The organism is Acinetobacter sp. Ac_5812 (assembly GCF_013072695.1).
Lineage (GTDB): Bacteria > Pseudomonadota > Gammaproteobacteria > Pseudomonadales > Moraxellaceae > Acinetobacter.
On record NZ_LXUK01000007.1, the window covers coordinates 90,183 to 106,594 of the forward strand.

General features: G+C 41.2%; 10 protein-coding genes. 6 read left to right on the forward strand and 4 right to left on the reverse strand.

Translation table 11 applies throughout. The features are described 5' to 3' along the window. Positions 1 to 7: 7 nt before the first annotated feature. From carB to A7P55_RS05940, 5 genes are all read left to right on the forward strand, one after another. Positions 8 to 3,241, forward strand: a complete 3,234-nt coding sequence (gene carB / locus A7P55_RS05920; RefSeq protein WP_171551438.1) for a carbamoyl-phosphate synthase large subunit — start codon at positions 8 to 10, stop codon at positions 3,239 to 3,241. Positions 3,242 to 3,333: 92 nt separating this feature from the next. Further along, on the forward strand, positions 3,334 to 3,810 hold the full coding sequence (greA, locus tag A7P55_RS05925; protein ID WP_004651928.1) for a transcription elongation factor GreA: 477 nt from the start codon (positions 3,334 to 3,336) through the stop codon (positions 3,808 to 3,810). A gap of 444 nt (positions 3,811 to 4,254) precedes the next feature. Further along, positions 4,255 to 6,498 carry a TonB-dependent siderophore receptor gene (locus tag A7P55_RS05930; protein ID WP_171551439.1) on the forward strand — a complete coding sequence of 748 codons (2,244 nt, stop codon included), beginning with the start codon at positions 4,255 to 4,257 and terminating at the stop codon, positions 6,496 to 6,498. Positions 6,499 to 6,665: 167 nt separating this feature from the next. Continuing rightward, complete coding sequence (locus A7P55_RS05935) at positions 6,666 to 7,286, forward strand: CatB-related O-acetyltransferase (RefSeq protein WP_171551440.1); 621 nt, start codon at positions 6,666 to 6,668, stop codon at positions 7,284 to 7,286. 235 nt (positions 7,287 to 7,521) lie between these two features. Next, entirely contained in the window at positions 7,522 to 7,959 is a 438-nt protein-coding gene (locus A7P55_RS05940; RefSeq protein WP_171551441.1) for a universal stress protein, read from the forward strand. 82 nt (positions 7,960 to 8,041) lie between these two features. Here A7P55_RS05940 and A7P55_RS05945 read toward each other — a convergent pair whose 3' ends face one another. Next, positions 8,042 to 8,362, reverse strand: coding sequence for an MGMT family protein (locus tag A7P55_RS05945; RefSeq protein ID WP_171551442.1), 321 nt, complete (start codon positions 8,360 to 8,362; stop codon positions 8,042 to 8,044). 90 nt (positions 8,363 to 8,452) lie between these two features. Here A7P55_RS05945 and A7P55_RS05950 point away from each other — a divergent pair, with 90 nt between their 5' ends. Continuing rightward, positions 8,453 to 9,178, forward strand: a complete 726-nt coding sequence (locus A7P55_RS05950; RefSeq protein WP_171551443.1) for a metalloprotease — start codon at positions 8,453 to 8,455, stop codon at positions 9,176 to 9,178. Here A7P55_RS05950 and A7P55_RS05955 read toward each other — a convergent pair. The 3 genes from A7P55_RS05955 to A7P55_RS05965 form a co-directional block, all read right to left on the reverse strand. After that, entirely contained in the window at positions 9,175 to 10,911 is a 1,737-nt protein-coding gene (locus A7P55_RS05955) for a CapA family protein (RefSeq protein WP_171551444.1), read from the reverse strand. The two genes, A7P55_RS05950 and A7P55_RS05955, sit on opposite strands and share 4 nt — an antisense overlap. A gap of 11 nt (positions 10,912 to 10,922) precedes the next feature. Beyond that, positions 10,923 to 12,596: a poly alpha-glucosyltransferase gene (locus tag A7P55_RS05960; RefSeq protein ID WP_171551447.1), complete on the reverse strand. Its 1,674-nt coding sequence runs from the start codon at positions 12,594 to 12,596 to the stop codon at positions 10,923 to 10,925. Positions 12,597 to 12,712: 116 nt separating this feature from the next. Beyond that, a partial coding sequence (locus A7P55_RS05965) for a BapA/Bap/LapF family large adhesin (RefSeq protein WP_171551445.1) occupies positions 12,713 to 16,412 on the reverse strand: 3,700 nt, incomplete at its 5' end.

The following is a 16,412-nucleotide window of genomic DNA, read 5'->3' on the forward strand; positions in this document are numbered from 1 at the left end:
GCGAATAATGCCTAAACGTACGGATATTAAAAGCATCTTAATTATTGGTGCTGGTCCTATTGTCATTGGTCAGGCGTGTGAGTTTGACTATTCAGGTGCGCAAGCATGTAAAGCGCTTCGTGAAGAAGGTTACCGCGTTATTTTGGTGAACTCTAACCCAGCGACCATCATGACTGACCCTGCAATGGCGGATGCAACCTATATCGAGCCAATCACTTGGCAGACAGTTGCACAAATCATTGAAAAAGAACGTCCAGATGCAGTCCTGCCAACCATGGGTGGCCAAACTGCATTGAACTGTGCCCTTGCCCTAGACGAGCACGGTGTTCTTGAAAAATATAATGTAGAACTGATTGGCGCATCAAAAGAAGCGATTGAAAAAGCAGAAGACCGTAAACTGTTTGATATCGCGATGCGTAAAATTGGTTTGGAATGTCCAAAAGCTGCTATTGCTGAAACAATGGAAGAAGCTTTGGCGATCCAAGCGGGCTTCGGCTTCCCAGTGATCATTCGTCCATCATTCACGATGGGGGGTTCTGGTGGCGGTATCGCTTATAACCGCGAAGAATTCCTTGAAATCTGTGAACGTGGTTTCGACCTCTCTCCAACGCATCAGTTATTGATCGATGAATCACTCATTGGTTGGAAAGAATACGAGATGGAAGTTGTTCGTGACAAAAACGACAACTGTATCATCGTCTGTGCAATCGAAAACTTCGACCCAATGGGCGTTCACACAGGTGACTCAATCACGGTTGCACCTGCGCAAACATTGACGGACAAAGAATATCAATTGATGCGTAATGCCTCTGTTGCAGTTCTTCGTGAAATCGGTGTAGAGACTGGTGGTTCGAACGTTCAATTCGGTATTAACCCGAAAGACGGCCGTATGGTTGTGATCGAGATGAACCCACGTGTGTCACGTTCATCGGCACTTGCATCTAAAGCAACAGGTTTCCCAATTGCGAAAATCGCAGCGAAACTTGCGGTCGGTTATACCCTTGATGAATTGAAAAATGACATCACTGGCGGTGTAACTCCAGCATCTTTCGAACCGTCGATTGACTATGTTGTGACCAAGATTCCACGTTTCAACTTCGAAAAATTCCCACAAGCTGAGCCTGTATTAACAACTCAGATGAAATCTGTGGGCGAAGTGATGGCAATTGGTCGTAACTTCCAAGAATCTGTACAAAAAGCACTTCGTGGTCTTGAAGTAGGTGTCAGTGGCTTTGACGAGAAAGTTGAAGCGGGTACTGCCAATGCCAAAGACATCATCTTAAAAGAGCTTAAAGTTCCTGGCCCAGAACGTATCTGGTATGTTGCCGATGCATTCCGCCACGGTTTCTCTTTAGATGACGTATTTGAAGCAACCAAAATCGACCGTTGGTTCTTGATCCAAATCGAAGACATCATTAAAACTGAAGCTCAAGTAAAAGCATTAGGTTTTGGTGACTTAAACGCTGACAATATCCGTTCATTCAAGCGCAAAGGTTTATCTGACCTGCGTATTGCTGACTTGATGGGTATTTCACAAAAGCAATTCCGTAAGCAACGTTGGAACTTGGGTGTCTATCCAGTTTACAAACGTGTTGATACCTGTGCAGCCGAGTTTGAATCGGGTACTGCTTACATGTATTCAACTTACGATGAAGAATGTGAAGCAAATCCATCAAACCGTGACAAGATTATGGTGATTGGTGGTGGTCCTAACCGTATTGGTCAAGGGATCGAGTTTGACTACTGCTGTGTACACGCTGCGCTTGCAATGCGTGAAGACGGTTATGAAACCATCATGGTGAACTGTAACCCTGAAACGGTTTCAACCGACTATGACACATCTGACCGTTTATACTTCGAACCAGTAACGCTTGAAGATGTACTTGAAATCGTACGTACCGAGAAGCCTAAAGGCGTGATCGTACAGTACGGTGGTCAAACACCTTTGAAATTGGCACGTGCTTTGGAAGAAGCAGGTACACCAATCATTGGTACATCTCCTGATGCAATTGACCGTGCAGAAGACCGTGAACGTTTCCAGCAAATGATTCAACGTCTACAGCTTCGTCAACCAAACAACAGCATCGTAAAATCTGCTGAAGAAGGTATTTCAGAAGCAGCTAAAGTGGGTTACCCACTGGTTGTTCGTCCATCTTATGTATTGGGTGGTCGTGCAATGGAAATCGTCTATAACGAAGAAGAACTTAAACGTTACCTTCGTGAAGCCGTACAAGCATCGAATGAAGCCCCTGTCCTGCTTGACCGTTTCCTTGACGATGCAACAGAAGTTGACGTGGACTGCGTATCTGACGGTAAAGACGTTGTGATCGGTGGAATCATGCAGCACATTGAACAAGCGGGTATTCACTCAGGTGACTCAGCATGTTCGATTCCTCCATACTCGCTTTCTCAAGAAGTACAGGATGAAATGCGTCGTCAAACGGTTGCAATGGCAAAAGAACTTGGCGTAATCGGTTTGATGAACGTTCAGTTTGCAGTCAAAGGCGACGACATTTATGTACTTGAAGTGAACCCACGTGCATCACGTACCGTTCCTTTCGTTTCTAAATGTATTGGTGACTCTTTAGCAAAAGTTGCGGCACGCTGTATGGCGGGTCAATCGTTGGAATCACAAGGTTTCACTCAAGAAATCATTCCAACTCATTTTGCAGTTAAAGAAGCTGTATTCCCATTCGCCAAATTCCCTGGCGTAGACCCAATGCTTGGGCCTGAGATGAAATCTACAGGTGAAGTGATGGGCGTGGGTAAAACATTTGGCGAAGCATTCTACAAAGCGGTGCTTGGTTCAAATGAACGTTTACCAGGCTTACCAACTGAAGGTGAAGTAAAGCATGCCTTCTTATCGGTTCGTGAATCAGATAAGAAATACATTGCCAATATCGCGAAACAGTTGATCGAGTATGGCTTTAAGCTTGTAGCAACCAATGGTACACATCGTGTACTCAAAGAAGCAGGCATTGAGTGTGAAGCAGTGAATAAAGTGACCGAAGGTCGCCCGCATATTGTTGACCGCTTGAAAAATGGTGAAATTCATCTTATTGTCAACACAACTGAAGGCAAACAAGCTCAGTATGATTCTGCCATGATTCGTCGTGCTGCCCTCCAAGGCAAGGTGTATTACACCACGACAATTAACGGTGCAGAAGCAGTTTGCCAAGCATTTGCTGTGAAATTGCCAATGGATGTATACCGCTTGCAAGATTTACAAACTGTAGGTTAATTCTCTACCGATAAAGTCCCGTCACCTTATCGGTGGCGGGCTTTTTCTTTTTTTAATCCTGTATTTTCCCAACCAATTTAGAGGGGACCAGAATGCAACGTTATCCTATGACTCCCGAAGGCAAGGTTGCCTTAGAGAAAGAATTACAACAGCTCAAGACAGTGGATCGCCCACGTATTATCCAAGCGATTGCTGAAGCTCGTGAACACGGTGATTTAAAGGAAAATGCTGAATATCATGCTGCGCGTGAACAGCAAGGTTTCTGCGAAGGTCGTATTCAGGATATCGAAGGTAAACTGGGCGCAGTACAAGAAATTGATGTCAAAACACTTGAGCAAAATGGCCGTGTTGTCTTTGGCGTGACTGTAACGATTGAAAATCTTGATACCGAAGAACGTAAGACTTATAAAATCGTCGGTGATGATGAAGCAGATTTTAAAATCAATAAAATCTCAGTGAACTCACCGATTGCACGTGGTCTTTTAGGTAAAAATGAAGGCGACGAAGCAAAAATTCAAACACCACAAGGTGAAGTTGAATACGAAATCGTAAGTGTGGAATATATCTAATCCACTCGACTAAGTCGATTAAAGAACTCTTCATCAATTGAAGAGTTCTTTTGTTTCACGCTCCTTATTTCTAAATAAAAATGAAATGCAGAAATGTAAGATCTACTTATCAACTCATTGATCTGTACCATTACTGGAATTTTTCTAGGCGTATGCGTCGCAATCACATGGGCGTTTCATGTGAATTCTGATACAAGTTCTGCACTTATTATTTTCAATACAGCCCTGCTCTGTGCCGTGTTCGGCTTTATCTTTCCCAATCAAATTCAACACGTGTTTACTTGGCCTTGAAAATTTTTCCCGAATTCAAGTTTTCGCTTTTAAAGCTCAAATAACCATTGATCATAAAAATTAGAATTCTGCTGAGAATTATTTGATAACGCTATTGATTATAATTATCATTAACAAAAATAAACATTATGCATATTTAATAGGTATTCCCTTATGCAGCAGACTGTAAGATTCACCCAACATCCCCTCTCCCGTGCGCTACTGTTGATCGCAGGAGGCACTAAAGTCGCTTTACCTATATTATTACTGTGTGGTCAATTCACACAGGCGATGGCTGAACCAACCACGTCGGACCGCGAAAACATTATCAACGGATCAGTCACCGCAAATACCTTACCCACCATCAAAGTCGCTGCAGAAAAAGAGCAATCAACCTCATACACAACTAAAAAAATAGCGATTGGCAAAACCCCACAATCACTCAAAGAAACACCACAATCGGTCTCTGTGGTTACCCGTCAACGTCTGGATGATCAAAATATTTCGACCCTTGAAAATGCCATGAAATATGTCACGGGGCTGAGTGTGGTACGTTACGATGCAGCAGGAAATTATAATGATTTCAATGCACGGGGTTATGGCAGTGATACCTACCAAATGGATGGTACAACCTTAAGAACCGATTCAAACGGAACCTATCTGGATCTGTCTGTATTTGACCGTATTGAAGTATTACGTGGTGTATCGAGTATGTTCAGTGGCGCAGGTGAACCAGGTGTTTCTATTAATCTGGTGCGCAAGCGTGCATTGGCTGATTTTGCCTTGACGGGTAAGGTAAGTGCTGGCTCGTGGGATAACTATCGTGGCGAGGCAGATGTTACTGGTAAGCTTACGCAGGATGGCGCATTGCGCGGCCGACTGGTCACAGCAGTACAAGATTACGATACCTTTATGAACGGCATTGATGGCAATAAGAAACTGGTATACGGCACACTGGAATATGATATTCAGGACAATACCACGCTATCACTCGGTGCGACTTATCAAGATATTAATACGGTCTTATCACGTGGTTTACCGTATGGCCCCGATGGAAAGCTTCTCAATATTTCGCGTAAAACAAGCTTTGTGCAGGACTGGAACAAGCAGGATCTAACCAATAAAGAATTTTTTGCAGAACTGGAGCATCATTTAAATAATGATGGGCTGATCAAAGCGACTTTGCGCCAAAGTATACGTGATAATCATGCCAAATATAGCGATCCGTCTTTACCCGATGTAAAAGGTGATATGTCCAAATTTAGTGCATTGGCCTTTAAACGCGAGGATAAAGATTTTAGTGCAGATTTATTTTTTAACACCCCTTTCCTGTTTGCTGGGCAGACACATAACTTCCTAATCGGTGCCGATTATCTAAAAGGCAACTCAAAGACCAACTATTCATCTTGGGGAACACCACTAATAGGTACAATCAATATCCATCATGACAACCAGCACCAATTTGCTGAGCCTGATTTTGATTACGACACCAATGTCAGCAAAGAAAAAATAGAAAACTATGGCATTTATAGCCAATTAAGAATCAAACCACTCGAACGTTTAACCTTGGTCGGAGGTGGCCGTGTGAGTTGGTGGAAATCAGTTTCAACCACCTTACGAGCTGATGGGGAAGACAGCACCGAACCAGCAGCGACCCACGATGCAAAAGCAGAATTTACCCCTTATGCAGCAGTATTATTCGACCTTAATCCAAATGTGTCGCTGTACTCTAGCTATTCGGAAATTTTTAAACCACAAAATAACTTTAGCTATGATCCTATAGCAGATGGTAAAGGTAAACAACTTGATCCACGGACTGGTACTCAGGTTGAAGCTGGACTGAAAGCGGCTTTCTTCGATGACCGTTTAAATCTTTCTTCTGCAATCTATCAACTAGAAGACAAAAACCGTGCGATTGCCGATCGTTCAGCACCTGAAGGTCTCGACTATTCAGTGGCGGCAGGTAAAGCACGTAGCCGTGGTTTTGAGATCGAAGCAAGTGGACAAATTACCGATAATTGGCAAATCACAACAGGCTATGCCTACACCAAAAGTAAATACCTAACTGACCCAGATCTACAGGGCCAACCCGTTAACACGTTTACCCCTAAGCATAATTTTAATTTATGGACGACCTATAAACTACCAGCAACAATCGTTGAAGGAGTCAATCTTGGATTTGGTTTAAGAGCTGTATCTAGTTATTACGATGGATCAGGTAGTCAGCGTGTGCAACAAGATGGATATACACTGGCTTCTGCAAGCCTAGGTTATCAAATTAATCCACGTTATAAATTTGCAATTAACGTAGATAATCTATTTGATAAAAAATACTATGAAAAAGTGAATTATTGGATACGTCAAAATATGTATGGTTCGCCACGTAGCGTAACAGCAAGCTTAAGCTTTAAGTATTGAGCTATTAAGCTATTAAGCAATAGATTACTTTTCGCAGATAAAGTCAAAAGACAATACGTGCTTTAAACTCAAATACACCTCGCCATACTTAAGTATGGCGAGGTTTTATATTTATTCCCTCGAACACTCGGTATAATAGCCCAGCTTTTTTTTAATTTTGTCTTGATATGGATCCATTAATCAACTCCCCTGTTAAACATTGGTGTGAGTTCGAATTTATTGCTAAAACGGTGAAAAATCCAAATATCCATATCAAAGGCAATTACTCTTATTATTCCGCTTATTGGGATCAGGGTTTTGAACGCTGTGTGGTGCGTTATCTACACGACAAAGCCTCAACCCCTGAAAAGCCAATTGATCAGCTGCATATCGGTAACTTTGTCTGCTTTGGCGCGGAATGCGTGATTATGATGGGTGGCAACCAATTGCACCGCCCTGACTGGATATCAACCTTCCCTTTTGATACACGTAGCTTTCAACCTGCGGGTGATACTGTCATTGCTGATGGTTGCTGGATTGGCAGCCGTGCCATGATCATGCAAGGCGTTAAATTGGGGGAAGGTGCTGTGGTGGCGACAGGTGCTGTAGTCACGCAAGATGTGCCACCATATGCGATTGTCGGTGGTGTCCCAGCCAAAGTCATCAAATACCGCTTTCCTGAACAAGACATTGAAAAACTGCTTTCCCTTAAACTTTATGACTTAGATGAAAAACTGATTTTGAAAATGCGTGAACAATTGCAGACGGATGATGTAGAAGCCCTTCTCCAATACTTCGAGCAAACTTAATCTAACTTTTTATAGATAAATCAGAGTTATACCCATGTTCCTTTTTATAGAAATTTCATGTAATTTAAATAAAATCAGTGCTTAACCATAATCCTATAAATAATAACTATCCCTATAAAAATGCTAGGTTTTATTTATCTTTCAACAGGTTTACTATAACCATAGAGCTTGTAATTTAAACAATTTTTTAATTCCAGAATTCAATGCAAAATCATAAGTATAAGGAGTAACTAACATGGCTTATCACAAAATCTTAGTGGCGATTGATGACTCTGAAATTGCGGCAAATGTCATTCGAGAAGCAGCACAACTGGCAAAGGCTTTAAACAGTGAACTCACGGTGGTCGAAGTGATGACCTTAGATCCTTATCTTGCAGATGCCTATATTCGTATGGGCCAAAGCAATGATTTGATTGAACGTGTCAGAGGTTATGTTCAAGAGAATTTAACTAAAGCTGAACAAAAGTTTGAAGAACATGGTCTCACTGTCGCTACTCAAGTCTTAGAAGGCTTTTCAGTGCATCAGGAAATTATTAGCGCAGCGCAAAACCTAGGTGCAGATTTGATCATCATGGGTTCGCATGGGCGTACAGGCTTTAAACAATTTGTACTGGGTAGCGTGGCGCAGAAAGTTTTAGCAGAAAGTCATATTCCCGTATTAATTGTGCGTTAAGCAATCAAGAGTTCAAGAACGTATAATTTTTATTGGTTAAATTATTCAATAACAGATTATGCGTTCTAAACTTAACTCCTGATTAAGGCTGCCAAGCAAATATTTTTAAACTCACCTTGCCATTTAATAAATACACCCCTTCCTGCTCTAATAAACTTTGCTGAACATTTTCACCCTTCTCATTAATTCGAGTCACACTGATTTTTCCTTGTGAATTAATCACACGATACCAAGGAATCTCACTGTCTTTATCTAAATGCTTAAGTACATAACCGACTAGACGGGGGTGTTTGGGTAAACCTGCCAGCTTGGCGATTTGTCCATAACTTGCCACTTTCCCATAAGGAATTAAAGCAATCACTTCTAAAATTTGCCGATGTAGTTCATTGGTATCTTGCACCATACAAGCTCCAAAAATCTGCTAAGATAATCAAAATCATGCGAAAAGCTAGCTTTACAATAATTAAAACGCGACCATTTGAGAGAACAAAAAATGCGGTTAAAAATCACTGCCCTGACGCTATTATGTCTGATCTTTAGTGCATCTTGTACCACTCAAAAAGCCCCGATAAAAAAATTACCGTATCAGTATCCGCTAGATGCCGACCACTTACCTGTGGTCAATGTCAGTTTTATTGTGACTAGCAATCGTCCAGAAGTAAAAGCCCTAGATCGTAAAGCACAAATGTATAAAGAATTGGCAATCTTGAACCAATACTTTATCGATGAAAATAATCAAAAAATCTTTAAATTTAAAATTCATCGTTACTATTCCTATCAAGATTTTAGTAAACGCAAATGTGATCTTGCCAATCAATTAAGCCAATCCAAAGCCATCATTCCAGACAATTTACCTAGTGCGGTCAGAACCTGCTTCCCTCGCCGAAAGAGCAAGGAAGTGCTGTTTATTATTTATGATTCTTATGGCGAAAAATTAAAAGATGCCGATATCACCAGTTGGGGATTCCGCAATCAGGGGCAACCATTTATTTTAATTGATTGGCAACGACTGAATTACCAAACTCAAGCTGCCAGTATCCATGAAATGGGACACGCCTTTGGTCTCAGTCATGTTTGCTCACCTAAAGCCACCAAGACCACACCGACCAACATTATGAGCAGTTATGATTGTCGCTTAGGCAGTGGCGGCTTACGCAATCTAGGTTTTAACAAAGAACAACTGAACATCATGCTCAACAATTACAACCAATATCCTTAAAAACAGAGCTGAAGATAATGACCTAAGTCATCCTGCCCAACGATGTAATTTTCGGAATCAAGTTGATGGGTCAATAATGATTTTGCCTGTTCAAATTGCAGTTCATCAACAACGCGAGGTTGCCAAAAGGTCTCGCGATTATGGGTATAGATTGGATATAGTCTTAATTGAGATTCAGTTAAATTGATTCGCGCAATTGCCCCATACGGCAAGGCCTGATATTTTTCAAAATCACCGTTACTGTTAAACACCCCATTACCAATACCAAAAATAACGGGCTTTTGATGAATGGATTGAATCGGCTGGATAGTATGAGCGCCATGACCAATCACCACATCAACCCCAATCTGAGTCAGGACCTTGGCCAATTTTTCTTGCTCAGGATGAATCGACTTAAAATCGACACCCCAATGACAAATCACCATAATTTTGTGCTTGGGATGTGCGACTCGATATAGCATGACTTGTTCAAATAAAATCGCATTGATGCAAGCCACCCCAGCACTGTTAGCTAAGGCATAAAAATCATACACTTGATAGGCTGGTCGTCTATGCCAATAGCCATTAAAGATAGCCAAACATTGCCCTGTATTATTTTTAATTTCTAGACATTGATGTGCTTGTTGTTGATCATTGCCCGCCCCAATAACATCAATATTGGCAAGCTCTAACTGAGTTAAAGTATGTTTTAGGCTGGCTTCACCATAATCTTTTAAATGATTATTGGCCAAACACAAGGTATTGAGATGAATACGTTTAAATTCAGCTAAGGTTTCCTGAGCTTTTGCCCCCAAAATATAGTCTTTTCTTCCTGCTAAAATTGAATTTTCTTCGAGATTAAAAACTGCTTCTAAATTAGCAATATTAATATCATCAGGCCCAAAAAATTGTTTAATTGCTTCAAAAGAATGGCTATAACCATAACGTTGCAAAGCATCTTCTATGCCTTTGTTTTTTCTTTTTTGGGTATAAAACTCACCCAAATAGGTATCACCAAGAATATTGATCCATTCGGTTTTGGCCTGTAGTTGTTTAGTGGCTAATAGGCCTTGTTGGAAATAATGATAATACGGGACTAAATGATCAATTCGATGTAGCTGATCTAATAGCAGAAAAACACCTAAGCTCTGATTCTCATGACGATAAGAAAAAAAATAATCGTGTTTTTGATCGGTGAGATAAAGCACTGCATCAAGTTGGGTACAGGTCGATAACGAGTGGATCGGAGAAATCTCTTGTCCATTGATCTTGAGTGCTTTGACAAAGACTTGATTTAACAACTCAATCGGCATGCTAAAAATGGCGTGAGCTAAGCCATATAAGTTTTGCAGGGTATTTTTGGCTGAACCATGTTGATGCTGAAGACTCAATCCAAACTGCCCTGCTTTACTGGCGATTTCAATTTCTGCCTGTTGCCAATTTCCAAACAGTTGGCAACCAAGCAGTTGTTGGGCAACTTGGTTTTGAGTAAAGCTTAGATATTGCAATAACTGTAAAACTGTAAGGTTTGGATTCAAAATCAAATCAGGCTGATCACTTTGCTTCGCTTGGAAATTCGCATCAACAATAATCCCACATTCAAGTTGTAACTGACCGTCAACAACTGCCTGTAAAGCTAAATATAATAGAATCCAAGCTGAACAATCCCCTGAAATTTCTGTCTGCCAAACAGGATATTGAAAGTCTTGATTGCCCATCTGACTGATGATTTTGATTTCTTGAGGTGTACTCATTGATTCCATCCTCAAGCTTCCGTTTCAAAGTGCTGAACATAAGCAACATAGCCAGAAAGATTATGTTCTTGGTCATCAATCCGTACGCGAAAACGATCATGCCGCACATAGAAGGCATTCAATACTTTATCTGGGCGTGCCATATACATGGCTACTTCAGGATAAAAAAATCCTGTACGCTGAAACTCAGCCCGAAACTCAATCAGCTTTTTTAAATCGTCGAACTGTGCCTTTTCGAACACATGTCCTAAACCCAGTGCTCGAATCCGAAGGACCATTTGATAGGCTGCCATCATCATTTCCAACAAAGTGGCATAAGCTGTTTTACGGTTACGGATAAACACCAGATGCCTTAAATAATTATTCAGGCCAAACTGGAAATATTTTTCTTCGGGGCAAATTTTGGTTAGTTCATTGCTGCAGTAACTTAACCAATGGTCATGATAACGGTCATATTTTTTTTCTATGAAGCGTTCAAACATACATTTGACGGTTTGAAGTAATTTTTGTTCTTCGTGCAGTTGGTAAAGACGTAATAAGGCTAAGGCCGCTTCGCCATCATAATAAATAATTCGGAACTTTTCTTTGATCTCATAGCTTGGATAATGCAATACATGTGTGGTTTCACCCGCATCGTTGACCATAGATAAAATGCCATTGGCTAAGGCCTGTGCATAAACCAGATAACTGTCATCTCCTGTGATTTCTTGATATTTGCTGAGCATTAAAATCGCCGCAGCATTGGCGCCTAGCTTAATTTCATCTAGGCCGGTGGCTTCATTACCATCCAGCATATACGCCAATTTCGTCTGTTTCTCGATATAGAAATGCTGTAAAGCATAATCAATCGCCAACTGAATTTTTTCGATATAGGCCTGATGCGATTGAATCGCTAAAGTTTCGAGTAAAGCATAAACTGAAGTGCAATGCCGAACTGTATTATAGCTTCTGATTTCACGATCATAGGCGGGGAAAAAACCATAGATGAATCGCCCATCTTGCTGAATTTGCTGATAAAGAAATTGAGCATTGCTTTCTATCATTTTTTTAAAATGCTGTTTTTTCGGCTCAACTAGATAACGCACGCCATTTTCAGTGAACTGACTGTGCAAAGGAATCAACTGCCCTGCCTCATAAATCACAGCATAAGTATCAAACGTCCACAGCTGTTCAAGTTCTTCAATTTTAATACTGTGGTGCTGATTCGGATATTTTTTTAAAATACTGCTATTCAGATTATTTTCATCAAGAAAATTAGGCGTGTTGTAGCTCAGCGCACGAATAATGGCTTTGCCATAAAGCTCTTGTTCTAGGAAACAATAGTTAAAACCGGCATCGAAACTAATCCCTTTCCGATAATGATTATTATGAAACTGGTTTTTTAAAGTCTGTTCAATGCCCTGCCAACTTTCTTGCTGGATATTAAAAGCCACATCGAATTTTAGAAATGTAGGCAGTTTTTCAGTTACAGCGATTTTTTGCTCTAGAAAATCAAACAATTGTTGTTGAGTATCAGAAAAATCTGAGCAGGATGAATTCCAAACTTGGCAACGTTGTGTCTGTTCGCCATAAGAACAGAAGATCACTACTTTAGACACATCAAGATGTGACTGAACCTGTTTAAAAAATTGCTCACTCAACAAATGCATCAATTGTTCAAGGGCTGAAATCGTTGTAATGCTCATATCTTTGGTTTTTAGAATTTTTAAGTGTTTCACACACCATATCACATATTTTTACGTCCTTCACAAAATGAAAAAGAGAACCCGAAGGTTCTCTTTTTTAAAGGAAAGGATCTGGTTTAGTAAATGATTTGCCCATTATTCAGTAAATCATTCAGCGTTAATGAAGCAGTTGGTTCATCAAGATGGATCGTTAACAACTGTGTACTTGAATACGAACCACCAAGTCCATCACGATCAACACTAATTGTGGCATTTTGAGTTGCCGCATCATAGTTGACTGATACATATAGGCCAATTGTTAGATTACTTTGAGTACCAATTAACAAGTTACTCAGATCAATCTTATCCGCTTGACTATCGGTCGCTACGTTTCCAAAGTGGAAGTCAGTCCATAGATCAACACCTCCACCGGTTGTATTACCACCTGTAGCATTGTTAACGTTTGCAGCGGTCAAGGTGTTATAAATCAAGGTATCCGAGCCATTACCAAGGGTGAAAGTCTCATTTGCAGAAGTACTGACTGCAAGGCTATTCAACTCTTGACTTAAGTTAATGGTCAATGTGCTAGTTGACTCAGCACCAGTCACAGAGATCAATTTGTAGTTAATCGAATCGAAGGTAGCATTCGCTGCACTATCAAATGCTTTGTAGTAATACGAACCATCATTGTAGAGATACAATGTACCCTCTCCAGTATTTACTGCTTGGCCCGCTGCTATTTGATAATTGCCTGGTGATACTTCAACATACAACTGCGAAGCATCTTTGATATCTGCCACTCCACCTGTTGTATCGCCTAACAAGATATTGCCATGAATCCAATCTGTTAAGCTGTCTGGTGTATATTGATTTAGATGTGTCACTGCAGTAGATACTTGCGTATCAATAGTGACCGAACCGACAGCAATCGTTGTCAGTGTATATGACACTCTATACAGACCTACTTCTAGATGAGGAACTGATTCATTTAGAATCGTACCGCCTAAACCTAAAGAAGCCAACGCAGTTTTTGAACCTGAATACACTGTATTCACCCAAGTCGCGCCATTATCATTAGATTTTTGAATCACATAACTTACAGTAGGTCCAACTCCTAGACCTGATTGGAGGAAGGCCTTAATTGCCACATCATTGACTGTATTCGCTACTACAGTAAATGAATCAGAGCTCACGGTACGACTACCAATCAAAGTTACTGATGGATTTGGAACTGATACATCCACAGCCGCATCAGTGACTTGTTTCATGCTAATCGTTGCATCATTGCTATCCGCATTCGCTACTGGTGAAGGGATAACAGCATCTGCGCCAGGGTTAGCAATATTCCAATTAATATCCACATCTGGCGAACCAATTTGGATATGTAAGTTTGCTGTATCTGTTCTACCTGTGACTGGGTCCACCACCGTATAAGTAAAGTTATCTACTTTACCAATATTCAGAGTATTCGCGGTCGCTTGATAGCTATAACTACCATCTGAATTAATGGTTAAGCTACCGTATGCACCCACAATAACAGTCGCTAAGCCTGTGCTGACACCCGCTGTATTACCATTTTCAGCTGTCACCGAAGTTACAACCGTTGTGGTCGTAATATAGTCTGGCGTATAGCCAGAGCCATACACACCTGAATTATTATCTGCAAGCACATTACCTGTGATTGGATCTACCACCAATGTCGGTATTTGAGTAATGTCACCATGATTCAAGGTGATATCCGCCGTGACGTTACCGAGCGCGGTAAGAAGAGTATTACTCTCCATAAATAACTCATAAGTACCCGCACCAAGGTTATCCACTTTGAATTTCACTTCAGAACCAAAGATACCGAGTAAGTCAAGTAAACCAGTATTCGAGCTATCTGCAACTACAGTACGTGTACCGTCTGGATTAACTCGGGTTAACACCACATGCAAGCCATCAACAACCGTCGCAACTGAACCAAAGTTCACAGCAAAGATTGCTTCTGTGACATGCCCAGGGGCAACAGTGAACTGTGCTGTACCCTCTTTGTTTCCGATCACAATACCGCCGATACCGAGTAACCAGTTATAGCTGATTGCATTATCAAAGAACTGAGTCGTGGTTGGATAAACCAGATCAATCTCAGCTGACGCAACGTTATCCATTGCATCTACCGGCACTGGACCTGTAATCACAGCAGGTTGAGATGGGTCTGCTGGATTCCAAGTCATATCGACACTACTACTATCCAAGTGAACATATAGAATAGCTTGTGAAGTATTGCCTGTGACTGGATCACGTAAGGTATACGTAAACTCGTCAACCTGACCAAGATTCAATCCATTCGCATTCGGTGTATAGGTATAGTTACCGTGTTGATCAATCACCAAGGTACCGTATGCACCGACAATTGTAGTTGTGCCCGTTGCACTTACAGGATTACCATTCACCATTGAGATGACGGCATTACTGCTTCCTGCATCGACTGCACCATTAATACCCACATCATTAATGACATTGCCAGAGATTGGTTCAACTGAATATCCAGCGATAACATATGGATTATAAACATCCATTGTGCCTGTTAATGTTCCGCCAAGTCCAACACCTAACAAGCCTTCATAACCGATAAAGGCACGATATTGACCTGCTTCCAAACCTTCCACCACCGCAGTTGCAACCCCACCAATGAGGGATAAATCAACCAAGGTCGCTTGTGGATTGGTACCACCGATAGAGATCCATTGTTGTGTTGTTGCATCATATTTTTGAAGAACCAATGTATAGTCACTCAATACATTCGCAGTCAGTAATCCACTGAATGTAAATGTTGCAGTTCCTTCACGATCAGCATCAACATTAAATGCAATTGTGGCATTCCCCAACAATTGTAAGTTTAATCCAGCCAGAGAAACGGCAGCCAGATAACTCTCACTTCCAAGTGCAAGATCATCAGTAACAAGCAAGGCTTCTGGATTAATTTCTGCAACAGCAAGGTTATCCGCTGCTTTCACAGAGCTTAATTGGATGTTCAATGTCGCTTGAGCCAGATCACCAGTTGCTGAATCTCTTAAGACATAGGTAAAGTGATCGACTTGACCAATCCCTGCAGCATTTGAGTTCGGTGTATAGACATATGAACCATCGAGATTGATAACCAGATCACCGAAGGCACCAGTAATTACAGTACCATCTGCTAACACTGGTTGACCATTGACTGCGTTAATCACAGTTGTTGGCGTTACCACATCAGCTTGACCACTATCATTAATGTCTACAATCACGTTACCAGTGGCAGTTTCTGTGTAGAATCCACCGATTTGCATCGTATCATAGATATCCATCGTACCAGTTAAAGTACCGAGTAAACCAATACCTGCTACACCTGTATAAGCCATAAACGCACGATATTGTCCTTCCTCAAGACCATCAATAGTGACACCAGGAGTAGCACCTAATAGCGTAAGTTTAATAATATCGGCTTGACCACCACCATATACCGAAGTCCATTGCCCACTCACTGGATCTAATTTCTGAACCACGAGTGAGTAATCCGCCAGTGCATTCACACCGATGAGTGCGCTATAGGTGAATGTTGCATTACCTTCTTGATTTGCTCCAACAGTAAAACCAACGCCATCCGAACCTAGTTGTAAATTAAGTCCTAGAAGTGAAACAAGTGCTAAATATGTTTTACTACCGAGTGCCGCATCGTCTTGTACCAGCAATGGTTGTGGTGCAAGTACTGCTGTATCAAAGTTGTCATAGGCAATGATCGAGCTTAAATTCACACTGTACAGTTGTGTATCCGTCACATTGCTGCTGTTACCAGCCGCATCGGTGAAGGTCGCT

Bases quoted from the DNA above. Each gene is read 5' to 3' on its own strand.
- carB (WP_171551438.1), top strand. From the start codon at position 8: ATGCCTAAACGTACGGATATTAAAAGCATCTTAATTATTGGTGCTGGT.
- greA (WP_004651928.1), top strand. From the start codon at position 3,334: ATGCAACGTTATCCTATGACTCCCGAAGGCAAGGTTGCCTTAGAGAAA.
- A7P55_RS05930 (WP_171551439.1), top strand. From the start codon at position 4,255: ATGCAGCAGACTGTAAGATTCACCCAACATCCCCTCTCCCGTGCGCTA.
- A7P55_RS05935 (WP_171551440.1), top strand. From the start codon at position 6,666: ATGGATCCATTAATCAACTCCCCTGTTAAACATTGGTGTGAGTTCGAA.
- A7P55_RS05940 (WP_171551441.1), top strand. From the start codon at position 7,522: ATGGCTTATCACAAAATCTTAGTGGCGATTGATGACTCTGAAATTGCG.
- A7P55_RS05945 (WP_171551442.1), bottom strand. From the start codon at position 8,362: ATGGTGCAAGATACCAATGAACTACATCGGCAAATTTTAGAAGTGATT.
- A7P55_RS05950 (WP_171551443.1), top strand. From the start codon at position 8,453: ATGCGGTTAAAAATCACTGCCCTGACGCTATTATGTCTGATCTTTAGT.
- A7P55_RS05955 (WP_171551444.1), bottom strand. From the start codon at position 10,911: ATGAGTACACCTCAAGAAATCAAAATCATCAGTCAGATGGGCAATCAA.
- A7P55_RS05960 (WP_171551447.1), bottom strand. From the start codon at position 12,596: ATGAGCATTACAACGATTTCAGCCCTTGAACAATTGATGCATTTGTTG.